The sequence below is a fragment of the Nocardia sp. CNY236 genome, assembly GCF_000482385.1.
Classification (GTDB): domain Bacteria; phylum Actinomycetota; class Actinomycetes; order Mycobacteriales; family Mycobacteriaceae; genus Nocardia.
In genome coordinates, this window is the sequence record NZ_AXVD01000017.1 from 72,231 (window position 1) to 96,774 (window position 24,544).

Below are 24,544 nucleotides of genomic sequence, written 5' to 3' on the forward strand. Positions count from 1 at the left end.
GATACGCTGGCCTGCATGACGAATGCGTTGGGCGCCGTGGCCGGGGCCGACTATGTGCTGCTCACCACATACCGTAAGGACGGAACACCGGTCGCCACGGCGGTGTGGGCAGTGACCGAGAACGACAAGATCTATATCTGGACAGCAACCGACAGTTGGAAGGTCAAGCGGCTGCGGCGCAATCCGGCAGTCACACTGCAACCCTGCAGCGCAACCGGCAAGCCGCACGGTGAGGTGATCGAAGGCACCGGCAGGATCCTCGACGCGAACGGCACCGAACGCGTGCGTGCTCTCGTGCGACGCAAATACTGGCTGACCGGGCCGCTGGTCGTTCTCGGTAGTACGCTGCGTCGCGGCAAGTCCGGCACCGTCGGCATCGAGGTCGTTCCCTCTGCCTGATGGCGCCTGCCGCCGAGACCGTGGAGGTATCAGGTCGCTCGACTGACCGAGGACATGTGAAAGTCGGGAATCCGCACGGGCGGCATTGCGGTTCGGGTGAACCAGTTCTTCCCTTCGCGCGGCAAGGTGGCCTCGGTCGAGCCGACGTCGGTCGCCCGGCGCAGGAGGTCCAATGGGCTTTCGTTGAATCGGAAGTTGTTCACCGCGGCAACGACCTCGCCGTCCTCGACCAGATACACCCCGTCGCGGGTGAGTCCGGTGAGCAGCAGGGTCGCGGGATCGACCTCGCGGATGTACCACAGGGTGGTCAGCAGCAGGCCACGCTCGGTGCGTGCGATCATTGCGTCGACGGTGGCATCCGAGCCTCCGCTCAGCAGGAGATTCTCGCCGGGAACCGCCACGGGCGCGGCGTATTCGGCGGCCGTCGCACGCGGGTAGGTCAGCGCGGAGATCACCCCATCACGAACCCAGTCGACCCGCTCGATGGGCAATCCGTTGTCGAACACCGATATCGACTCCGACGACGCGGTCGCCGCGACGAACGGGCGGCATTCCAATCCCGGTGCGTACGGGTCCGAACAGAGCGTCAGCGGGATATCGGTCAGGCGCTCACCGACCCTGGTTCCGCCCGCCCGTGCAAATGCCGTGTGCCCCTCCTGCGCGCCCCGGCCGTCCATCGACCAGGCGAGGTAGAGCATCAGATCGGCGACCGCGGAGGGTGGCACGACGGTGTCGTAGCGCCCCGCCGGCAGCGCAACGGTGCGTTCGGCCCAGTCCAGCCGCCGCGACAGGGTGGCGAGCACCGCGGATACGTCGATGTCGGCGAAGTCTGCGGTCCCCATTCCGGCCCAGGCACTGCTGAGATCGTCGCCGTTGCCGCGCTTCGCGTTGATCTCCACCGAACCCACCGGTTCGACGAAGCGCCGCCGGATTCCGGTCGAGGTGCCCAGCCAGGTGGTGCGCACCTGATGATGAGCGAAACCGTACAAGTGATCCGCGCCGTCGAAGCCGGTGGCCAAGTCGTGCGCGAGGTCGGTGAATCTCCCGATGCTCGTCCCACCCGCCGGCTCGGCCCAGTCGTCGTCGACGGCGCCGGATTCCAGCAGGGGCATGGCGTCCTGCGCCGGTTCGGCGACCCGGGCAGCCGCCTCGGCGGCCCGCACCACCGATTCGATGTCCTCGCCGTCCATACCGGTCGAGCCGACCGTGCCGACGCGGGCGCGGGTAGGCCCGTCGCGAAACACCGAGATCACCGTCCAGTCCCGTGACACCGCCAGCCCATTGGTGGTCATCGAATCGCGCGCCCACCGCAGCGACGCTTCGTGGTGGTCGCGCACGATCACCATGGTCTCGTCCGCCGCTGCCAGCGACAGTGCTCGTTCCACGATTGCACTCGCCGCGAACAGCACCGTAGTCACCGCCCGGCCTCGGTTCGGGTGTTGAGCACGGTGATGCCGCGCGCCAGAATCGACGGACATCCATGGCTGACCGCGGCGACCTGACCCGGCTGAGCTTTACCGCAATTCGTTGCGCCGCCGAGTCGCCAGGTCGAGGGCCCGCCGATGGCTTCCATCGCCCCCCAGAAGTCGGTCGTGGTGGCCTGGTAGGCGACATCGCGCAGCTGACCGTGGAGTTCACCGTTGCGGATACGGAAGAACCGCTGGCCGGTGAACTGGAAGTTGTAGCGCTGCATATCGATCGACCACGACCGGTCGCCCACGACGTAGATGCCCTCGTCCACCCGGGAGATCAGCTCCGTGGTAGTGGTATCGCGCTGCGGGTCCGGTTGCAGACCGACATTGGCCATGCGCTGGATCGGGACGTGATGAGCCGAGTCCGCATAGGAGCAGCCGTTGGAACGGGTCGCGCCCAGTCGTGGTGCGAACACTCGGTCCAGTTGATAGCCGACCAGGATGCCGTCGCGGATCAGGTCCCATCGCTGCCCGGCGACTCCGTCGTCGTCGTAGCCGACGCTCGCCAGCCCGTGCGGTTCGGTGCGATCGGCGCTCACCTGCATGATCGGCGACCCGTATCGCAGGGCGCCCAGTCGGTCCGGGGTGGCGAACGAGGTCCCGGCACAGGCGGATTCGTAGCCGATGGCCCGGTCGTATTCGGTGGCGTGGCCGATGGACTCGTGGATCGTCAACCACAGGTTGGTCGGGTCGATGACGAGATCGGTCGGCCCAGCCCGCACGCTGGGGGCCGCCACCTTCTCGGCCAGCCATTGCGGGATCCGGTCGAGTTCACCATCCCAATCCCAGACACCATCGGCACCGGTGACGTACTCCCAACCACGACCCACGGGTGCGGCCAGTGTCCGCATCGACTCGAACACTCCAGCGGCGGCGTCCACCGTGATCGCGGTGAGGCTCGGATGTAGCCGAACCCGCTGCTGGGTGATCGCCGATCCTGCGGTGTCGGCGTAGAAAGTCTGCTCCTTGACCTGCAGTACGTCCGCAGTGACATGATCCACGCCGTCGGCGCAGGCCAAACGCCTGGAGTAATCCTGCAGCAGCGCGGTCTTATCGCTGGTGGGCACAGCGAACGGGTCCAGCTCATAGGGCGAGACCCAATGCACGTCGGCATAGCGAGGTTCGTCGGCCAGCTCGACGCGCTCGCGGTTGAGCGGGTGCAACGTCTTGGCAATGGTAACGGCGGTCGTGGCCACCTCCGCAGCGGTGTCGGGGGTCAGCGCGACATGTGAGGCGAAACCCCACGTGCCATCGATGATCACCCGCACCGCGAAGCCGAGTGCGCTGTGGTCGGTGACAGCCTCGACCCGACTGTCACGCACCCGGATCGATTGGGTCAGCAGTCGGTGTACCCGCAGGTCGGCATGTTGAGCACCGGCGCGGGTGGCCGCGGTGAGCGCGGCATCGGTGAGCGCGGCTGCGGGCAAAGCGAGAAACTCGGCGTCCACATCTCTGGTACTCCCGATGCTCACCCGCACCAATGTAGCCCTTGTCGGATCCCGACGGGGTAGTCTTTCTCGGACCCCGACGAGTAGTCTGTGTCGGACCCCGACGGATTGTGCGCCGCGCACCGCGGGAGCCGACCGAATGGTGAATGGTCGAACGGGTCACCCGACGGTGTGGACATGACCAGGACCGCCCCTACGCTGAACCCCGTGGATCGGATCAGTTCGTGGCTCCGGGACAAACCCATCGTCGCCGATTCGGCGCTGGCGAGCATCCTGCTACTGGTCACTGCTGTCGTGGCGGACAACGCCAAGACTGCACCCACCTACCTCGCTGTCAGTGCGCTGATCTGGATTCCGGTCGCACTGCGCCGCACCTATCCGCGGGCCGCAGCGCTCGCAGCCCTGGTGCTGGCGTTCGCTGCGTCCTTGGTGGGTTTGGCGGCCGACTCCGATGAAGACCTCTTGTTGCTGCCGCAATGCATCATGCTCTATACGCTGGTTGCCTATGTCGGTCGGCGCGCGGGATGGTGGTATCTGCTCGGCCTGCTCGGGCCATCGGCGGCGATGACTGCTCTGGTCGATCTCGGCGCGCAGCACATTGTCTTCCTTGCGGTGTGCTATGTGCTGTGCTGGACGCGCGCGGAGTTCGTCGGTGCGCGGCACGCCTACCATGCCGAGGTCGCCGCTCGACTCGCCGTCGCCGAGTCCGACCGGGAGCGCCGCGCCCACGATGCCGTGTCGGCCGAGCGCACCCGCATAGCCCGCGAAATGCACGATGTCGTGGCACACGCGGTGAGTGTGATCATCGTGCACGCCGACGGGGCCAAATATGTGCTCCGCCGCGACCAGGACGCAGCCGAACAGGCGCTCGCCACGATCGCCAGAACCGGCCGTGAGGCGCTGCGCGAGTTACGCAGAACCGTCTCCCTGCTGCGCACCGAACACGCCCCCGAGCAGCTGCCCCAGCATGGCGTGGCGGGCCTGGCGGCGACTACGGAGATGATGCGACGCGCCGGCCTCGCCGTCGAGCTCGAGTCGGTCGGCGCGCTCGACGACATCACGCCCGAGGTCAGTCTCGGTGTGCAGCGCATCGTGCAGGAATCGCTGACCAATACGCTGCGGCACGCCGGCCCGGTACCGAGAGCCTGGGTACGGGTGCGCCGCACCGACTCGCGCGTGCTGATCGACATCACCGATTCCGGGATACCGGAGGGCGCCGCCGCCCCTCTGGTCGAGGGTGCGGGCCTCGGGCTGGTCGGGATGCGTGAACGCATCGCCGTACTGGGCGGCACCTTGAGTGCGGGGCGTGAGGCCGATGGCGCCTGGCGGGTGTGTGCGAGCATCCCGTTGGACCCCGACTTCCCGGAGTGACCAGGTGGCCGACTCCATGGGTGACCGGTGGGCCGAGCCGGTATCGGTCACGTCCGGCCGACTCACCGATGTGGGCGCGGACGATACATTGGGAGCGTGCCGATTACCATTCTCGTTGTCGATGATCAGGAACTGATGCGCATTGGACTGAAGATGGTGCTCGGCGCACACAGTGACATCGATGTCATCGGGGAGGCCGCCGACGGTGCAGCCGCAGTCGCCGAGGCAGCGGCGCTCCGCCCGGACGTCGTGTTGATGGATGTGCGGATGCCGGTCGTCGACGGGGTGGCGGCAACCACCCAGATCGTGCAGGCCGGGCACGGCAGTCGGGTGCTGGTGATGACCACCTTCGATCTGGACGATCATGTTCTGCAGGCGTTGCGCGCCGGGGCGAGCGGGTTTCTGCTGAAGGACACGCCGCCGGAGGACCTGGTCTCGGCGATCCGTAGCGTCGCCGTGGGTGATGCCGTGGTTTCCCCCAAGGTCACGAAGCGACTGGTGGACCGCTTGATCGCCGAAGACCCGGTGCGTCCCCTGGATCCGCGCGTGCTCGATCCACTGACCACTCGCGAGCGTGAGGTGCTCGAGCAGATCGCTGCGGGGCGCTCCAATGCAGAGATCGCGCAGCACCTGTACTTGTCCGAGGCCACTGTCAAGACACATGTGGGCCGGGTATTGACCAAGCTCGGTCTGCGCGACCGGGTTCAGGCGGTGGTGATGGCCTACGAGACCGGGCTGGTACGCCCAGGACGTTGACCGGTGGTCCCGACCCATCCGCACTCTTGTCCGCGTGACCGGGAGCAAAATCCGGCCGTCGGACGTTGACTCGGTACATCGCCGGAAAGGGTCGTCATGGCTGCATTGATGTTCGTGCTGTATGCCACCGTCGAGATCGCAGCGTTCGGTGCGGTCGGTTGGTGGATCGGCGTACTGCCGACCATCCTGGTGCTGCTCGCCGCGTCTGCGGTGGGCATGCTGATGGTCGCCGCGCAGGGGCGACGCGTACTCGAGCAATTGCGCCGAGCCGGTCGCGGGCAGGTCGGGCCGGACGTTGTCGTGGCCGACGGCGTCATGGTGGCCGGGGGCGCAGTGCTGCTGTTCGTACCCGGGCTGGTCACCTCCCTGTGCGGTCTGTTGCTGCTTGTACCCCCGGTGCGCCTGCTACTGCGCCCGGTGCTCACCGCGGTCGCCGCCCGCCGATTCGCCGAGGCCACTGCTCGGGCGCCCTATGGTGGCGTGATCATCGATGCCGACTCCGTGATCGACGGCGACCGAGGGATCGGCGCCGAGACCAGGTGAATGGCGGCACGGCCCGGATTCGGCGGGGCGGGCCACGACGAGCGACGGCACGATGAACGACGGACCGAATCCGCCGAATCGGGCATACGGCAAACTGGTGTGTCGTGAGTACCCAGTTGCTGACCGGCGGTCGCTTCTATAGCGCGAGTGCACCCGATGCCACGGCCATGGCGGTTACCGACGGGACCGTCGTGTGGCTGGGCGCCGAACAACCCGGGCGCGCCCTGCATCCGGATGCCGAGATCATCGACCTGGACGGCGCCTTCGTCGCCCCGGCGTTCGTCGATCCACACGTGCACGTCACAGCGCTGGGCCTCAGACTGACCGGCCTCGATCTGTCGCAGGCGACCTCACTGCGAGACTGCTTGCACCTGCTGGGCGCATTCGCCGATACCCACCCCGGCGACACGGTCCTGGGCGATGGCTGGGACGAGACCACCTGGCCGGAAGGCCGACCACCCACGGTCGAGGAGATCGATGCCGCGGTCGGTGTGGGCCGAGCGGCCTACCTTGCACGGGTGGACGGGCACTGCGCTGTTGCATCCTCTGCCCTCCTGGACACGGTGCCCGGACTGAGCCGTACCGACGGATTCGTTCGCGGCGAACCGGTCCGCGCCGATGCGCACCACCGGGTGCGCGAAGCCGCTCTCGCGAGCCTGTCTCGGCAGCGACGAGATCGGGCACGCGCGGCGGCGCTGGACCACGCGGCCGCCCGGGGCGTGGTCGCGGTCCACGAATGCGCGGGACCACAGATCGCCGGGCGCGCCGATGTAGCGGAGCTGTTGCAATTCGACCACGGGGTGCAGGTCAGAGCGTATTGGGGAGAAGCGGTGCGCAGCGCGGAGCAGGCCCGCGCCCTGATCGCCGAGCTCGGCGTCCATGCCCTCGGCGGCGACCTGTTCGTCGATGGCTCCATCGGGTCGCGGACCGCATGGCTGCGCGCACCGTACGCCGACGAGTCGGGTTGTGGACGCTCCTATCTCGACGTCGAGGCAATCGCCGATCACGTGCGTGCATGCACCGTCGCCGGAATCCAAGCGGGTTTCCATGCCATCGGCGATGCCGCCATCGACGCAGTTGTCGCGGGGATCGAGCAGGTGGTCGAGGAACTCGGCGGCCCGGCGGTCGCCGCACTCGGACACCGTGTGGAGCATGCGGAGTTGCTCGCCGACGAGCACATCGGCAAGCTTGCTCGCTGGGGTGTGATCGCCAGTGTGCAACCGGCATTCGACGCCGCCTGGGGAGGAACCGACGGTATGTACGCTGCTCGCCTGGGCGTCGAGCGTGCTGCAGCGTTGAACCCACTGTCCGGGATGGCCTCGGCGGGTATTGCCCTCGCAGTGGGCTCGGATGCGCCGGTCACCGCGCTGCATCCGTGGGCCGCGGTGCGGGCTGCGGCCAACCATCGGACGCCCGGATTCGGTCTGTCACCGCGCGCTGCCTTCGCCGCGGCGACCCGCGGCTCCTGGCGTGCAGGCGGGGTGCGTGACGGGGTGGCGGGCACGCTCGTACCCGGCGCGCCTGCGTCTTACGCGGTCTGGGAGGCGGACGAACTCGTGGTCGCCGCGCCGGCCGACTCGGTTCAGCGGTGGTCCACCGATCCCCGGTCCAGAGTGCCGGGCCTTCCGGCGTTGGAGGATGATGCACCGCTGCCGAGGTGTTTGCGCACGGTGCATCGAGGAGCGACGATCTATGCGGCATGACCTGAGCTCGGCGATACGGACAGCGGCGGGTACCGCGTGCCGAGCGGCGGCGGTCCGCGGTCAGGTGGTGGCTCGATGACGATGCGGCCAGTGCCGGGGTGGCATTCGATGCCGGCCACGATGCTGTCGGCGGCGTCGGAGGCGGTGGGTAGGCATCCGGCGTGGGCGCGCCTGGCGGCCGCGACCCTTGCCGGGGTGCTGCTGTTCGCCAGCTTTCCGCCCCGGTCGTGGTGGTTGCTCGCGCCGCTGGGGGTCGGTGTGCTCACTCTTGTCGTTCGTGGGGTCGGTACCCTGCGGGCGGGCTTCGGGTACGGCTTCGTGGCGGGGGCGGCGTTCTTCGTTCCACTGTTGCCGTGGACCGGGATCTATGTGGGTCCGGCGCCGTGGTTGGCGTTGTCCACCGCCTGCGCGGTCTATGTGGGTGTGTTCGGAGCGCTCGCGCGGCTCGTGGGCACGCTGCCCGGCTGGCCGCTCTGGGTGGCGCTGGCATGGAGCATCGCCGAGTGGGGCAGATCCAGCTTTCCATTCGGTGGATTCCCGTGGGGCCGTCTGGCATTCGGTCAAGCCGACGGCTGGTTTCTATCGCTGGCGGCACTCGGCGGAGCCCCCCTGGTCGGATTTGCGGTGGCGCTCACCGGAACCGGCGCGGCGGCATTGGTATCGCACATGTGGTCGAGTCGAGTTTTCCGTGATGCGTCGGGGAGGGGCGCCGCATCGGACGATGGTGGCACTTTCGCGAAATTGTTCTCGCATGCCCGTTTTGCGGCCGAACTGCCGTATATCACAGCGGTTTTCGCCTGTGCGGTCATGCCTTTGGCTGCGCTGCTGTTTCGGCCGATTGCATTTGCTCCGGGCGATTCCCACCGAACGGTCACCGTCGCGGCGATACAGGGTAGTGTTCCACGACTCGGATTGGACTTCAATGCCCAAAGGCGGGCTGTGCTGGACAATCATGTGCGGCGCACGGAACAATTGGCCGCCGATGTGGCGGCCGGCCGCGTTCCGCAGCCCGATGTGGTGATCTGGCCGGAGAACTCCTCCGACATCGATCCGCTGCGCAATGCCGATGCTGCGACGGCGATCACCGCGGTGGCGGTGCGGATCGGTGCGCCGATTCTGGTGGGTGCGGTATTGGTCGATTCGGATCGAACCACGACGAACACGGTGATCGTCTGGGATCCAGCGGCGGGTCCGGGGGAGCGGCACGACAAAAAGATCATTCAGCCCTTTGGGGAGTATCTCCCCATGCGGGGCTTTTTCCGGTTGTTTTCCGAATACGCCGATCGGGCCGGGTATTTCGTACCTGGCAGTGGCGATGGCGTCGTCCATGCGGCAGGCATAGATATCGGTATCGCCACCTGCTACGAGGTCGCCTTCGATCGTTCGTTCGACGACGCGGTGCGTGCTGGCGCCCAAGTGTTGGCCGTGCCGACGAACAACGCGACCTTCGGTGACAGCGAGATGACCTATCAGCAGTTGGCCATGTCGCGCCTACGGGCGGTCGAGCATGGGCGGGCGCTGGTCGTCGCGGCTACCTCGGGGGTCAGCGCGATTGTCGCGGCCGACGGGAGTGTACGGCAGGAGTCGGTGTTGCTCGAGCCCGCTGCTTTGGTCGCAGAAATCCCGGTGCGCAACGACAACACTATCGCAACCCGAATGGGATCTGCGGTGCAGCCGCTGTTCGCTATTATCGGTGGTGCCGCCGCGGTCACCGCGGTCTTTCGGCGGAGGGCAAGGAGTAACGATTGCCTGGCCACATGCGATGTCGTCATTGATCGGCCGATCGTGCGACGAAATCAGAGATAACCGAACATCAGTATCTTTTTGCCCCGTCATCCGAAAACAACAGGTGTGGCACTGGGTTGCGTACTATTCGCCTACAGCTGAACCGATTTGCGAAGTATCATTGAGAAATCTGGTCGGGCCGGTAGGGTTTCGGTTCGGCAACGTCGAGTCGCAATACGAGTCGCAATATTTGCGGAAATGTGACCAACCAAAGTTGCCTTCTGCCAAAGGCGTTGGATGTGAAAAAAGTCCACAACGCCGGCGATCCGGCTGATGTGATGCTTCGAATCATAGGACGTGAATCACGTCCTTCGGCTGGCGCATGCGCGCTTGCTGTCGTGGTGCTCGGGGAGTTGCGTCTACAGCGGCAGAACGGAGTGATTTGATGAGTTCATTGGCCACCTATCGTGTCGACCAATGTTCATCCGACGAATTTTCGGCACAACCGTTTGCTCTGTCACCTGCACAGACGGCTCTCTGGTACGCACAGCGCATCCGTCCCGATGTACCTTTGAACATCTCTCAATGGGTCGAGATCCATGGCGACCTCGATGCAGGTCGTTTGTTGTATGCAATCGAGCGTTTCGGCGCCGAGACCCAGGTGGGTCAGGTTCGCCTGGTGGAGATCGATGGTGTCCCGTACCAGGTCGTCGACCCGGTACGCCGGCCGGCGTGGGTACGGATCGACTTGCGCTCCGAGCCCGATCCTCATGCGGCGGCTCTTCGTTGGATGCACGAGCACACCAGTTCACCGATCGATCTGGAGCACGATTCGCTGACCTTCAATGCGGTATTGCGAATCGGGGACGCAGACTACATCTGGTATTCGTTTGCTCACCATATTGTTATCGACGCTTACGGAGCGATGAACGCGCTCACCCGGACGGCCGAGATCTATACCGCGCTGGAGAACCGGACCGAACCGTCCACGTCGCGAGCGACGTCGCTGGCCGAGCTGTATGCAGGTGAGGCCGACTACCACGACTCCCATCGCTTTCACAGTGATCGCGAATACTGGTTCGAGAAGCTGAGGGGAGTCGGCGATCCGGTCAGTCTCGGTGGCGTCAAGGTCACCGCGGATACCCACGACGCGGGTCGCAGACTGGTCAGCGAGGTGCTGCCCGAGGACTACCGCTCCGCATTGGATGCGGTGACCAGCGCGTGCGACACGACCGATCCGGCCGTATTCGTGGCCTCGGTAGCGGCCTACATCCGGTCGGTGACCGGTAACCCCGATGTGGTGTTGAGTCTGCCCGTCGCAGCACGTACGACGGTGTCGCTGCGGCGATCGGCGGGCGTGGTGTCCAATGTGGTGCCGATCCGATTGAATTTCGACGACGCGATCACGGTATGCGAGCTGGTGAAGGCGGCCGAGTTGCAGATCACCGGCGCGCTGCGTCATCAACGGTATCGGCACGAGGCCATCCGTCGCGACAGCGGTTACTCTCGCGATGCACGCGGGTTCTTCGGCCCGATGGTCAATATCATGCTCTTCCACGGTGAGTTGCGGTTCGGCAGCTTGGTCGGTTCGATGCACCTGCTGGCGACCGGCCCGGTGGAGGATCTGTCGGTCAATGTGTACTACGGAGCCGGTGGCAACTTCCACGTCGACTTCGAAGCCAATCCACGGCTGTACGGCGAGACCGAGATCACCGACCATCACGCCCGCTACCTGGACTTTCTCGACCGGTTCCTGGAGGCCGATCCGAAGGACCCGGTCGAATCGCTCGTCGCGATCACCCCCGCCGAGCGCGAGCACGTGCTGTGCGAATGGAACGCCACCGAGGTGCCTCGGCAGGAAGGAACTCTCGCCGATCTGTTCGCCGAGCGCGCGGCGCTCGACCCGGACGCCATCGCACTCGAATTCGGCAACGAGATCCTGACCTACGGCGAGTTGGACGCGCGAGCGAACCGCCTGGCCCGAATGCTCATTGCCCACGGCGCCGGTCCGGATACGACCGTCGGGCTGTGCCTGCGGCGTAGCCTCGACTTGGTCGTCGGCATGTATGCGATCGTGAAGTCGGGAGCGGCCTACCTTCCCTTGGACACCGATCATCCGATCGAGCGGATCGAGCAGATCGTGCGCGACGCCGAGCCGCTGTGCGTGCTCACCGCGGCCCGAGACGGCCTCACGCTGTCGGATGCGGCGAAGCGGCTGGATATCGACACCGAACGCGCATCGAGGTTCGACGATGCGCCGGTCACCGATGCCGACCGTCGTGGCCGGCTACGACCCGATCATTTGGCGTATGTGATCTTCACCTCCGGCTCGACCGGAAAGCCCAAGGGCGTGGCCGTGACTCATGCTGCGATCGTCAATCGGTTGCGGTGGATGCAGCACAGCTATCCGCTCGACGGTACCGATGCGGTGCTGCAGAAGACTCCGGTGACCTTCGACGTGTCGGTGTGGGAGTTCTTCTGGCCTTTGCAGGTCGGGGCACGCTTGGTCGTGGCCGCCCCGGATGGTCACCGCGACCCGCTCTACCTCGCTCGGATCATCGCCGAGAAACAGATCACGACAGTGCACTTCGTGCCGTCGATGCTGTCGGTGTTCGTCGCCGAGGCCGATCTGCACGACTGCACCGGTCTGCGCAGGGTGTTCTGCAGCGGTGAGGCATTGCCCGCCGCTACCGTCCGTGAATTCTACGCGGCGTTGCACGAGTCCGACCTGTACAACCTGTACGGACCGACCGAGGCGGCCGTCGATGTCACGGCTGCGTCGTGCGCGCCCGAACGCAGTAGTGTCTCGATCGGGTCGCCGATTTGGAACACCCGAACCTACGTGCTCGACAGTCGACTGCAGCCTGCCCCTCCTGGCATCGCCGGCGAACTGTACCTCGCCGGTATCCAGCTGGCTCGCGGTTATCTGGGACGGCCGACGCTGAGTGCCGATCGGTTCGTCGCAAATCCGTTCTCCCCGGGCGAGCGCATGTATCGCACCGGCGACCTGGCACGGTGGCAGGTCGGTCGCTCCGACTGCGAATCGGGCGTATTGGAGTATCTGGGTCGCAGCGATTTCCAGGTCAAGATCCGCGGTATGCGTATCGAACTCGGGGAGATCGAGGCAGCATTGCTCGACGACCCAGCTGTGGCCCGCGCGGTCTGTGTCGCCCACCGGGGGCGGACCGGCGACGAGTTGGTGGCCTACGTGGTTGCGGCACCGCCGCAGGAGGACCCCACACCGGCGGACCCGGCAGCGATGGCGCACGGGGCGATGGACACAGCTTCGGTTCTGACCTCCCTGCGACGCAGGTTGCCGGAGTACATGGTGCCGACCTCACTGATGGAACTCGACGAGCTCCCGTTGGGTAGCAACGGCAAGATCGACCGCAAGGCGCTACCCGAGCCGGTCGTCGCCGAGACCACGATCCGCCCGATCACCGAGCCGCGTACCGAGATCGAGCGGGTTCTCGCCGGGATCTTCGCCGAGGTTCTCGATACCGAGATCGGTGTCGACGACAGCTTTTTCGACAAAGGCGGCAATTCACTGGTCGGCGCTCGGGCGGTGGCCAGAATCAACGCCGCACTCGGAACGGCGTTGACCATCCGCGACCTGTTCGAGGATCCGACGATCGAGGCGCTGACCGGGCGATTCGGCGCGCGAAGCTCCGATGCTTCCGCGCCGCGGTTGGTGCCTGCCGAACGGCCGGAGCGGATACCACTATCGCAGGCACAGCAGCGACTATGGATTCTGAACCGGTTCTCCGAACACGCCGCCGCATACAACATGCCGCTGGCCGTCCAGGTCGACGGCCCCTTGGACGTGCAAGCATTGCGGTGGGGGCTGGTCGACGTCATCGCCCGGCACGAGAGTCTGCGTACCACGTTCCCCGACACCGAACAGGGACCCTATCAGCTGATCCACCCAGCAGAAGCCATCCCGTTGGCTCTCGATCCGATCGATGTCGACGATGTCGACGTGGCCGCGTTGGTGACCGAATTCGCCAGTTACGGATTCGATCTGCGCAACCAGGCGCCGATTCGGGTGGCGTTGTACCGTACCGGGCCGCAGCAGCACGTCTTCCTGGTCGTGTTGCACCACATCTGTAGCGATGGGTGGTCGATCGCGCCCCTGGCCCGGGACCTGATGACGGCCGTGGCGGCACGAGCACGCGGCGACGTGCCGCAGTGGACTGCGCTACCGGTGCAGTACGCCGACTTCGCGCTGTGGCAGCGCGACCTGCTCGGTGAAGAGTCCGACGAACACAGCCCGCTGAGCCGCCAACTGAACTACTGGCGCACGACGCTCACCGGACTGCCCGACCAACTCGATCTCCCGCTGGACCGACCGCGCCCGCTGCACCGGTCCACTGTCGGCGCGCGGGTTCCGTTCACCGTTCCCATCGAAATTCGCCGGGCCGCAGTCGAGTTCGCGGCCAGCCGAGGCGTGAGTATGTTCATGGTGCTGCACACGATCCTGGCCAGTGTGCTGTCGCGGTTGTCCGGAAGCAGGGACATCGCGATCGGAACCCCGATTGCCGGGCGCGCCGATCCGGCCTTGGACGAACTGGTCGGAATGTTCGTCAATACGCTCGTGCTGCGCACCGACGTCGACCCGGCCATGGGATTCGACGGCATGCTGGACGTGATCCGGGAGACCGACCTCAACGCCTTCGCCAACGCCGACGTACCGTTCGAGCGACTGGTCGACGTGGTCAATCCCGAGCGTTCCCCTGCCCGCCACCCGTTGTTCCAGGTGATGTTGTCCTACGACCACGCGCCGGACCTGCACATCGAACTGCCCGGTGTGCGCGCCACCGAGATGCCGATCAGCTGGGACGTCGCCAAGTTCGACCTGCAACTGGTGGTCCACGACGACGCTACCGACGGGCCGCTGTCTGCCGAATTCGGCTACGCCACAGATATTTTCGACGAGATCACGATTCGCTCCCTGGCCCGCCGATTCGTCACGATGCTGGCCGGTGGCGTCGCGGCACCCGACCTACCGATGGGGGACCTGCCGATCTTGGATCACGCCGAGCACGAAGCCCTGGTGCCCATCAGCGGCGCCCCGGCCGAGCCGGCGACCACCCTGGCGATGCTGCTCACCGACACCGCGGCCCGGGTGCCGGACGTGATCGCCGTACGGTACCTCGGCACGGACACCACCTACCGTGAGCTCGACCACCAGTCCAATGTCCTGGCTCGCGCTCTCATCGATCACGGTGCGGCGCCCGAGGCGATTGTCGCGATCGCCCTGCCCCGCGGGTTGGACGCGATCGTTGCTGTATGGGCGGTCGCCAAGACGGGCGCAGCGTATGTGCCGATCGACCCGAGCTATCCCAGCGAGCGGATCGCTCACATGATCGGTGATTCGGGCACGGTACTCGGTCTGACCGACGCCGCGGGGATTGCCACCGTGCCTACGGAGCACAGTGGCGAGGATGCGGTCGAGTGGTTGGTGTTCGGCTCGCCGGAGCTGTCGGCCGAACTCGCCGAGCAGTCTGCGAACCCGATCACCGATGCCCAGCGGCGCCATCCGATGCGGGTGGGCAACCCGGCATATCTCATCTACACGTCTGGATCCACCGGTATCCCCAAGGCGGTCGTCGTCACCCACGGGAGCATCGCCTCGTTGGCCGCCGAGCAGACGTCCCTGTTCGAGGTGTCGGATTCGTCTCGGACATTGCACTTCTCCTCGCCGAGTTTCGACGCGTCGGTGCTGGAAATGCTGCTGGGGTTTGCCGCGGGCGCCACCATGGTGATCGCGCCCGCGGGCATGTATGGCGGGTCCGAACTGGCCACGTTGCTGCGCGCGGAGCGGGTCACACACGCCTTCGTCACGCCTGCGGCGTTGGCCACCGTGCCGAACGACGGGTTGCCCGAGCTGGAGGCGGTCATCGTCGGCGGCGATGCCTGCTCGGAGGAGCTGGTCGAGACCTGGACCACCGGACACCGCATGCACAATATGTACGGACCGTCGGAGGCCACCGTCGCTGCCACCGCGTCCGGGCCGATGACCGCCGGCCAACCAGTGCCCCTCGGCCTGCCCGTGCGCGGCAGCCGACTGTTCATCCTGGACCACAGGCTGCACCCGGTTCCCCCGGGCACTCCGGGTGAGTTGTATCTGTCCGGGTCCGGCTTGGCTCGTGGCTACCTCGGTCGTTTCGGCCTGACCGCGCAACGCTTCCTGGCCAACCCCCATGGTCGACGTGGCGAGCGCATGTACCGCACCGGTGACCTGGTGGTCATGCAACGGTCGGGACAGCTGCGCTTCCTCGGGCGGGCCGACGACCAGGTCAAGATCCATGGCTTCCGCATCGAACCGCGTGAGGTCGACAACGTGCTGCGCAGGCATCCGGGTATTCGATTCGCACTGACTCTGGTGCATGCCGACGAGCGTGGCCGTAGTCGGCTGGTGTCCTATGTCACCTCCGACCGGCCGGTGGATTCGCGGGAAATCGTGGAGACCGCACGTCAGCGGCTGCCCGGATACATGGTGCCCGCATCGGTGATGGTCTTGGACGAGGTCCCGATCGCCCCCTCGGGCAAGCTGGACCGAAAAGCGTTGCCGAAGCCGGTGTTCGCTGCTGCAGGGGCATCCCGGCCACCGGTCACCGAGCTGGAGCGGAAGGTCGCGGGAGTCTTCGGCACGATCCTCGGCCACCCGGTCACCGGCGCCGAGGACAGCTTCTTCGATCTCGGTGGAAACTCACTGTTGGCGACCAGGCTCGCCGCCGCGGTGCAGGCCGAGTTCGGCGTGGAACTGCCGGTGCGGACGATCTTCGAGACGCCGACCATCGCCGGAATCGCTGGGCAACTGGACAACGCGCCGCAGACGCAGAGACCGGCCTTGGCAGTACAGACGCCGCGTCCGGCGCGTGTGCCCTTGTCGCTGCCGCAGCAACGCGTATGGTTCCTCAATCGCTACGCCCCGGAGTCGGGCGCCTACAACATTGCCTTCGTGATCCATATCACTGGTGCATTGGATGTACCGGCCATGCGCGCGGCGCTCGCCGACCTGGTCGGGCGTCACGAAGTGCTCCGAACCATCTTTCCCGAGGACGCCGAAGGCGCACAGCAGGTGGTCTTGCCGATCGAGCGGGTAGCGCCGAATCTGGTGGTCACCGATCACGACGAATCCGGCGCGCACACCGCGCTGGAGGCGCTGGCACACACCGGATTCGATCTGACCACCCAGACGCCGGTGCGGTTGTCGTTGATGCGGACCTCGCCCGAGCGGTATCTGCTCGGTATCGTCGTGCACCACATCGCAGCCGACGCCTGGTCGCTCGGCCCGCTGGCCAAAGACCTGGCCACCGCGTACGTCGCTCGACACGACGGTGACTCGCCATCGTGGGCGCCACTGCCGGTACAGTACGCCGACTTCGGGCTGTGGCAGCGCGCCTGCCTCGGCGCGGACACCGATCCCGACAGTGTCGCGGCAACCCAGTTGCGGTATTGGCGAACCGCGCTCGAAGACATCCCCGACCAGCTGCCGCTGCCCTACGACCGACCGCGCTCGGCCACACCGACGCAACAGGCCGGGACCGTGCGATTCTCTGTGCCGGAGTCGGTGCAACACGATCTCGCCGCAGTCGCGCGCGACCAGGGCGTCAGCATGTTCATGGTGGTGCGCTCGGCGTTCGCCGTATTGCTGCGCTGTGTCACCGGTGGTCGCGACATCGTGATCGGCACGCCTGTGGCCGGCCGTAGCGATATCAAGCTCGACGACGTGGTCGGGATGTTCGTCAACACCGTGGCATTGCGCTCCGACGTGGATCCCGATCGCACCTTCACCGACCTCCTGCACGCCGATCGCAACACCGAGTTGGCCGCCCTGGCGCACGCCGACGTCCCGTTCGAGCGAATCGTCGAGGAGCTCGGCAGCGAGGCACGAGCATCGGGGCTGCACCCGCTGTTCCAAGTGGCACTGAGCATTCAGGACGGGCCGGCGCCGCCGCTGCGTCTGCCCGGCTTGGCGCTGCGCGCAGAGCCGTTGGACATCGCACTGGCGAAGTTCGACCTGGAACTGCGCGTGGAGAATCTCGGCCTCGGCGTCGGCGATCCGCGCAGCAGCTTCGAATTCGTCTATGCTGCAGACCTGTTCGACATGTCGACAGTGGCGGCATTGGCCGAACGATTCGTGACCGTGCTCGCCGCGATTGCTGCCGATCCACGCGTCCTCGTCCGCGAGATCGACGCACGCACCGACCACGAGCGCCGCACCCTCGCCCCCGCACGCGGAGTGCCCGGCGCCGAACCGTGCACGCTGGCCACCTACATCACGGACACGGCGCAGCGGTATCCGCAGAACACCGCCCTGTGCTCCGGAACCACCTCGATGACCTACGCCGAGGTCGATCGACAGTCCAATCGGTTGGCGCGGGCACTGATCGCCCGTGGGCTCGGCCCAGGAGACCGGGTCGCGCTCGGTCTGATTCGTTCGATCGACTCGGTGGTGGCGACGTTGGCCGTTGCCAAGTCCGGCGCCGCGTTCGTGCCGATCGATCCGAAATACCCCGCCGACCGCATTCGGCAGATGCTGGTCGACTCCGGGTGCGCGCTCGGCGTCACGGTCAGCGCGCATGTCGACCGGTTGCACGCCGGCGCCCCTGCAGGACGGGACCTCGAGTGGCTGTTGTTGGACCGCGCGGCATTCGGCGCCGAGCTTGCCGCACACGACGATGCCTACATCGATGATCGAGAACGCACCCGATCGATTCAGGTGGCCGACCTGGTCTACCTGGTCTACACCTCCGGATCCACCGGTACGCCGAAGGGCGTCGCGGTGACCAACAGAGGTCTGTCCAATCTCGCGCACGAGATCCGCGACCGGATCGGAATCGACGAGCATTCTCGGACACTGCATTTCGCCACCCCCAGTTTCGATGCGGCGATCCTCGATCTGTTGATGGCATGGGGGGCCGGTGCGGCTATGGTGATCTGCCCCACGGATATCTACGGTGGCGACGAACTGGCAGCGCTGATCGAACGTGAGCGGATCAGTCACGGCTTCCTGACCCCGGCCGCTCTGGCCACCATCGACCGTGAACGGTGGCCGCTGCCGCACTTGCGCGGACTGCTGGTCGGGGGCGAGGCGCTGGCGCCGGACCTGGTGGCGCGATGGGCGCCGGATCGTCTGATGTGCAATGTCTACGGCCCGACCGAGACCACCGTTGTCATCACGATCTCCGGTGCACTGCACAGCAGTGAACCGATCACGATCGGCAGTCTGGTGCGCGGAGCGCGTGCGCTGGTGCTCGACGAGCGATTGCGCCCGGTTCCGGTAGGCGTGCCCGGCGAGCTGTATCTGTCGGGGCAGGGCGTGGCGCGGGGATACCACGACCGCTTCGGGCTGACCGCCTCGCGGTTCGTCGCCGATCCCTATGGCCCGGCCGGCGCCCGCATGTATCGCACCGGTGACGTGGTGCGCTGGAACGCCGCAGGCGAAGTGGTGTATCTCGGCCGCAGCGACCACCAGGTCAAGCTGCGCGGCTTTCGCGTCGAACTCGGCGAGATCACCGCGGTGCTCGGTGAGCACCCGGCGGTACGGTTCGCATACACCGAGGTGCGCCGGATCGCTGGCGTCGACCGAATTGTCGCCTACGTCCAGCCCGCCGACGGCATGGCCGGGGTCGATGTCGACGCCGTGCGCGCAGCGGTCGCCGACCGCCTGCCGGTGCACATGGTGCCGGCGAGCATCACACTGCTGGACACCATCCCGTTGACTCCGGTCGGCAAGCTGGACACCAAGGCATTGCCCGAACCACAGTTCGCGGTGAACCCGACTCGTCACGAGCCCAGGACCGCGATGGAACGTCTGGTCGCCGGGGTGATGGGCGAGTTGGTCGATGCCGACGACATCCGAGCAGAAGACAGCTTCTTCGACATCGGCGGAAACTCCTTGCTGGCCACCCAATTGGTTGCCCGCCTGGCTTCCGCCACAGGGGTACGGCTGGCCGTTCGTACCGTGTTCGCGACTCCGACGGTGGCCGAGTTGGCCACGCTCGTGGACACCGGCACGCAGTCCGACCAGACCCGTCCCCCCCTGCGCCGGCGTGAGCGACCCGAGCGAGTCCCGCTGTCGGCCGCACAGCGGCGACTGTGGTTCCTCAACCGATTCAACGCCGGCGTGACGGACACCGACCGGTCCGCGGGCGCCTACAACGTGCCGCTCGTGCTGCGGATCACCGGGCGCCCGAACGTCACCGCGCTGGCTCGCGCACTGGATGCGGTGCAAGCCAGGCACCAAACGCTGCGCACCGTGTTCCCGGAGATCGACGGCACACCGAACCAGGTCGTTCTCGATCCGGCCGAGGCGGCGATCTCGATGGCCCGCACGACCGTGCGGGCACACGACCTCGAAGCCACGGTGCGGCGTTTCGCCGCGGTGGGCTTCGACTTGTCCACCGATGTCCCGATTCGCGCCGCACTGATCACCGTTGCAGCCGGTGACCCGAGCGATTGCGCGGAGTCCACAGAACACGTTCTCGTCGTGGTCGCGCACCATATCGCCATGGACGGCTGGTCGCTCGAGCCACTGGCCGCCGACGTCTCGATCGCCTACCGTGCCGCCTGCGCCGGCCAGGAGCCCGACTGGCCGGAACTCGAGATCCAGTACGCGGACTACACACTCTGGCAACACGATGTGCTCGGTGACGAGGACGACCCGGACTCCGCCGTGCGCGGACAACTCGACTACTGGCGCACCACCTTGGCCGGGATTCCGGAATTGTTGACCGTTCCGGCCGACCGCCCCCGGCCTCCGGCGCCCAGCTACCGAGGCGGCACCGTGGAGTGCGCGGTGGATCGGGTCACACACCGTGAGCTCCAGATGATCGCTGGTAGCAACAATGTCAGCGTGTTCATGGTGCTGCATGCTGCGCTCGCGGTGTTGCTGCACCGGATGACGGCTGCCGACGACATCGTCGTCGGCTCACCGATCGCCGGCCGCGGCGACGCCGCATTGGACCGGATGGTCGGCATGTTCGTCAACACGGTGGTTCTGCGCACGTCGATCGACCCCGACGCTCGGTTCACCGATCTGCTGCACACGGTGCGTGAGACCGATCTGGATGCCTTCGCGCACGTAGATCTTCCGTTCGAGCGACTCGTCGAGGTACTCAACCCGGCCAGATCCCGCGCGCATCACCCGATGTTCCAAGTGATGTTGTCGGTCCGCAACGAACCGGTCGGCGGACTTCACCTGCCGGGATTGCAGATCGAGGCTGTCGACCTGGATACCGGCGTGGCCAAGTTCGACCTGCAATTCACCCTGACCGAAACGCAGACCGCGCAGCGGGATCCGGCCGGCATCACCGTCGCGGTGAACTATGCGACCGACCTGTTCGACGAGTCGACCGCGCAGCGACTCGGTCGGCGATTGACCCGACTGCTGGCTGCGATTGCCGCCAATCCCACCACCGCGGTCGGCGATCTGGAACTGCTCGATCCCGCCGAATGGTCGGAACTGGCTCCGGTGCGCGGCGCGAAACCGGACCGCCCGGTGACCTTCCCCGAGGCGTTCGACCAGGCGGCGAATGTCGACCCCGAGGCGGTCGCCCTGGTCTCGGACGGGGTGGCGATGACCTACGACACCCTCGATCGTTGGACCAACCGGATCGCGCGCGTGCTCATCGCGCGCGGTGTCGGCCCGGAAACACTGGTGGCGCTGGGTATTCCGCGGTCGGTGGAGTCGGTGGCGGCGGTGCTCGCGGTGGCCAAGGCGGGCGCGGCGTTCGTCCCGGTCGATCCGCTGTACCCGGACCAGCGCATCGCCCACATGTTGTCGGATTCCGGTACGACGTTGGGCATCACGCTGTCGGGCCATCGCGACCAAATGCCCCAGGACACCGACTGGATCGTGTTGGACGACCCACACGTGCATCGACTGGTGCACGACTCGTCCGACGCCCCGATCCTCGACACCGACCGCAGCGCGCCACTGCGGGTCGACAATCCCGCCTACGTGATCTACACCTCGGGATCGACCGGCATCCCCAAGGGGGTCATGGTCACCCACGGTGGGTTGTCCAACTTCGCCGCCGAAACCGCCTACCGCTTCAACGTCCAGCCCGGAAACCGGGTCCTGCACTTCGCCACACCGAGCTTCGACGCGGCGATGCTCGAACTGCTACTGGCGCTCGGGGGTGCGGCGCAACTGGTGATCACCCCGCCCGGGGTCGTGGGCGGCGACGAACTCGGGCGGGTGTTCGCCGAGCAGCGAATCACACACGCGTTCATCACCACCTCCGCCCTCGGGACCGTCGATCCCACCGGGATCACCGAACTGCAACATGTCCTGGTCGGCGGGGAAGCCTTACCGCCGGACCTGGTGACCCGATGGGCACCCGGGCGCAACCTGTACAACGTCTACGGTCCCACCGAGACCACGATCGTCACCGTCATTTCCCACCCGATGACCCCCGGCGAGCCGATCACCATCGGCGGCCCCATTCGCGGGGTCAACGCCGCGGTCCTCGATGCTCGCCTGCACCCCACACCGATCGGCGTGACCGGTGAACTGCATTTGGCCGGCGACGCATTGGCTCGCGGCTACTTGAACCGGCCCGGGCTGACCGCGCAACGGTTCGTGGCCAACCCGTTCGGCAAACCAGGGGAGCGGATGTACCGCACGGGCGATTTGGTCCGGTGGTGGAACGGGGCGAGAGGACCCGAGCACGGTGCCCACGGCACGCAGGAGATCGAATACGTCGGTCGCACCGACCACCAGGTCAAAATCCGCGGCTTCCGGATCGAACTGGGTGAAATCGATGCCGCACTGGCAGCGCACGGGCAGGTCGCATTCTCCACGACGATCGGGCACCGCGCTCCCTCGGGCGCGACAGCACTGGTGTCGTATGTGAAGGCGCACCCAGGGGTCACGCTCACCGCGACCGAACTGACCGACCACCTGGCCACGTTGGTGCCGAACTACATGATTCCGCAATCGATCATGCTGCTCGAAGACGTGCCGCTGAGTCCGGTGGGCAAACTGGATCGGACTCGATTGCCCGAACCGGTGTTCGCCGCGGCCGAAGGCTATCGCGCACCGACCACACCGATGGAGACCGCCTTGTGCGCGGCCTTTGCCGACGTGCTCGGCATGGAGACGGTGGGTGTCGATGACGGGTTCTTCGAACTCGGCGGCAACTCGTTGCTGGCGACGAAGGTCGTCGCCCACGTGCGGGAGGCCGGCATCGACCTTCCGGTGCAGTTGATGTTCGGTGCCGCGACACCCGCTGCCATCGCGGCGCACCTCGACGGCGCACAAGCGGACGCCGACGCGGCCGTCGCCGCGATGCTGCAACCGGTGCTGCCGATCCGCCCGAGCACCGCGCAAAGCCCGCCGCCGCTGTTCTGCATACACCCGGCGATCGGCTTGGCCTGGTGCTACTCGGGGTTGCTCGCCCATCTCGCGCCGGATCGCCCGGTCTATGGGCTGCAAGCCCCCCATGTGGCGGGAGAGCCGGACTACACGACGATCACCGAGGCCGCGCGCAACTACGTGGCCATGATCACCACGATCCGACCACAGGGGCCCTACTACCTGCTGGGCTGGTCGCTCGGCGGCCTGATCGCACACGAGGTGGCCGTACAACTGCAGCAGGCCGGCCACGAGGTCGCACTGGCGATGATGGACAGCTACCTGCTGTCCGACGAGTTGATCGACCAAGCGACCCCACGCGTGTCGGAGATCGTCGCCGAGTTCGGCGCCGAACTCGGCGAGGACATCGATCCGGATCTCAGCGTGCGCGAGGCAGCCGCGTTGTTGCGGGAGCGCCCCGGACCGTTCGCGGCGCTGACCGTCGAACACCTGGAGCGGTTGTACGCTGGCTATGACAACGGCGCTGTGCTCGCGCACAGCTTCCGGCCCCGCATCTTCGACGGCGATCTGGTGTTCTTCACCGCGGGCGAGGACGAGATCAACCGAACCCAGCCGGACCGCAACTCCGCAACGTGGCAGCCGTTCATCACCGGTGCAGTCCACGACCACGAGCTACGGTGCGAACACTCCCGGATGACGACGCCGGAAGCGCTGGCGGTGATCGGGCCGGTGCTACGGGCTTGGCTGGAGACGAGGGAGATGCACCGGTGAGTTTGGCGGTCGAGGTCACAGGCCTACTGAAAAACTATGGCAAGGTCCGCGTGTTGGACGAGATCGACCTGCAGATTCCTGCCGGCACGGTCATGGGCTTGCTCGGTCCCAATGGCGCGGGCAAGACCACGACCGTGCGGATCGTGACGACATTGCTGAAACCGACGGCCGGATCGGTGCGGGTGGCCGGCGTCGACGTGCTGCACAATCCCGCTGCAGCGCGCAAGCGGATCGGCCTGTCGGGCCAATACGCCGCGGTGGATGCCAACCTCACCGGCTACGAGAACCTGCGCATGGTGGCGCGGTTGTATGGCATGTCGACGCGACAGGCCACCGCGCGCGCCACCGAACTCCTCGGCGTGCTCGGACTCGACCACGCTGCCCACCGCAGAGCGGGCACCTACTCCGGCGGTATGGCCCGGCGACTCGACTTGGCAGGCGCGCTGGTCGCCCAGCCCGCGGTGGTTGTGCTGGACGAACCGACCACCGGTTTGGACCCCCGCGGCCGGATGGACATGTGGCGGGTCATCGGCGAACTCGTCGATGACGGCACCACGGTCTTGTTGACCACACAATATCTGGAAGAGGCCGATCTGCTGGCCGATCGCATCACGGTCATCGACCACGGTCGGGTCATCGCGCGTGGTTCGGCCGACGAACTGAAGACCTCCATCGGCGGTGATCGCCTCACCGTCACCCTGGCCACCGGGCAGGACGCCGGTCCCGCGCTGGCGGTACTGGCTCATGTCGGTGTCGGAGAACCCAGTCACGAGGCCGGCACCAGCGAGGCATCGGTGGTGGTGGGCGATGGCTCGCGCACCATGGTGGAGGCGTTGCGTCGCCTCGATGACGCTGGGGTGTGCGTAGTCGATGCCGCGGTGAACCGCCCGAGCCTCGATGACGTATTCCTGTCTCTCACCGGCAAGCCCGCCCAAGCGCCGGCTACCGAACCTCAGATCGATGACGTCCACGAGGAGATCATGTCGTGAGCACGGCAGTGGCTACCGTAAAAGCGTCTCCGACCGG

10 protein-coding genes are annotated in these 24,544 nt (G+C 66.5%); 8 read left to right on the forward strand and 2 right to left on the reverse strand.

Annotated features, from left to right (window positions below; translation table 11 throughout):
• Positions 1 to 15: 15 nt before the first annotated feature.
• A complete protein-coding gene (locus K940_RS0112260) occupies positions 16 to 399 on the forward strand; it encodes a PPOX class F420-dependent oxidoreductase (protein ID WP_028477798.1) in 384 nt (127 codons plus the stop codon).
• A 29-nt stretch (positions 400 to 428) separates the two neighbouring features.
• On the opposite strand, the gene K940_RS0112265 is transcribed toward K940_RS0112260, so the two are convergent.
• Together K940_RS0112265 and K940_RS0112270 are read right to left on the reverse strand one after the other, a co-directional pair.
• Positions 429 to 1,805 (reverse strand): metallopeptidase TldD-related protein, encoded by a 1,377-nt coding sequence (locus tag K940_RS0112265; protein WP_028477799.1) that lies wholly within the window; start codon positions 1,803 to 1,805, stop codon positions 429 to 431.
• An 8-nt stretch (positions 1,806 to 1,813) separates the two neighbouring features.
• Positions 1,814 to 3,343, reverse strand: a complete 1,530-nt coding sequence (locus K940_RS0112270; RefSeq protein ID WP_369797503.1) for a TldD/PmbA family protein — start codon at positions 3,341 to 3,343, stop codon at positions 1,814 to 1,816.
• Between the two features lie 153 nt (positions 3,344 to 3,496).
• Between K940_RS0112270 and K940_RS0112275 the strand changes: the two genes are divergently transcribed.
• The 7 genes from K940_RS0112275 to K940_RS0112310 all read left to right on the forward strand — a co-directional run bounded on the left by K940_RS0112275 (position 3,497) and on the right by K940_RS0112310 (position 24,507).
• The gene (locus K940_RS0112275; protein WP_155980823.1) at positions 3,497 to 4,690 is read left to right on the forward strand and encodes a histidine kinase; all 1,194 of its coding nucleotides are present in this window, start codon (positions 3,497 to 3,499) and stop codon (positions 4,688 to 4,690) included.
• Positions 4,691 to 4,786: 96 nt separating this feature from the next.
• The gene (locus tag K940_RS0112280; protein WP_028477802.1) at positions 4,787 to 5,446 is read left to right on the forward strand and encodes a response regulator transcription factor; all 660 of its coding nucleotides are present in this window, start codon (positions 4,787 to 4,789) and stop codon (positions 5,444 to 5,446) included.
• A gap of 96 nt (positions 5,447 to 5,542) precedes the next feature.
• Entirely contained in the window at positions 5,543 to 5,989 is a 447-nt protein-coding gene (locus K940_RS0112285; RefSeq protein ID WP_028477803.1) for an FxsA family protein, read from the forward strand.
• Between the two features lie 104 nt (positions 5,990 to 6,093).
• Positions 6,094 to 7,692, forward strand: a complete 1,599-nt coding sequence (locus K940_RS0112295) for an amidohydrolase (RefSeq protein WP_028477804.1) — start codon at positions 6,094 to 6,096, stop codon at positions 7,690 to 7,692.
• Positions 7,693 to 7,812: 120 nt separating this feature from the next.
• On the forward strand, positions 7,813 to 9,498 hold the full coding sequence (lnt, locus tag K940_RS27990) for an apolipoprotein N-acyltransferase (RefSeq protein ID WP_051407132.1): 1,686 nt from the start codon (positions 7,813 to 7,815) through the stop codon (positions 9,496 to 9,498).
• A 364-nt stretch (positions 9,499 to 9,862) separates the two neighbouring features.
• The gene (locus K940_RS27995) at positions 9,863 to 23,518 is read left to right on the forward strand and encodes an amino acid adenylation domain-containing protein (RefSeq protein ID WP_036528383.1); all 13,656 of its coding nucleotides are present in this window, start codon (positions 9,863 to 9,865) and stop codon (positions 23,516 to 23,518) included.
• The gene (locus K940_RS0112310; RefSeq protein WP_028477806.1) at positions 23,515 to 24,507 is read left to right on the forward strand and encodes a daunorubicin resistance protein DrrA family ABC transporter ATP-binding protein; all 993 of its coding nucleotides are present in this window, start codon (positions 23,515 to 23,517) and stop codon (positions 24,505 to 24,507) included. Before K940_RS27995 ends, K940_RS0112310 begins: the two co-directional genes overlap by 4 nt.
• Positions 24,508 to 24,544 lie beyond the last annotated feature (37 nt).

Excerpts from the sequence above, each read along its gene's own strand:
- K940_RS0112260 (WP_028477798.1), top strand. The coding sequence starts at position 16 with ATGACGAATGCGTTGGGCGCCGTGGCCGGGGCCGACTATGTGCTGCTC.
- K940_RS0112275 (WP_155980823.1), top strand. The coding sequence starts at position 3,497 with ATGACCAGGACCGCCCCTACGCTGAACCCCGTGGATCGGATCAGTTCG.
- K940_RS0112285 (WP_028477803.1), top strand. The coding sequence starts at position 5,543 with ATGGCTGCATTGATGTTCGTGCTGTATGCCACCGTCGAGATCGCAGCG.
- lnt (WP_051407132.1), top strand. The coding sequence starts at position 7,813 with ATGCTGTCGGCGGCGTCGGAGGCGGTGGGTAGGCATCCGGCGTGGGCG.
- K940_RS27995 (WP_036528383.1), top strand. The coding sequence starts at position 9,863 with ATGAGTTCATTGGCCACCTATCGTGTCGACCAATGTTCATCCGACGAA.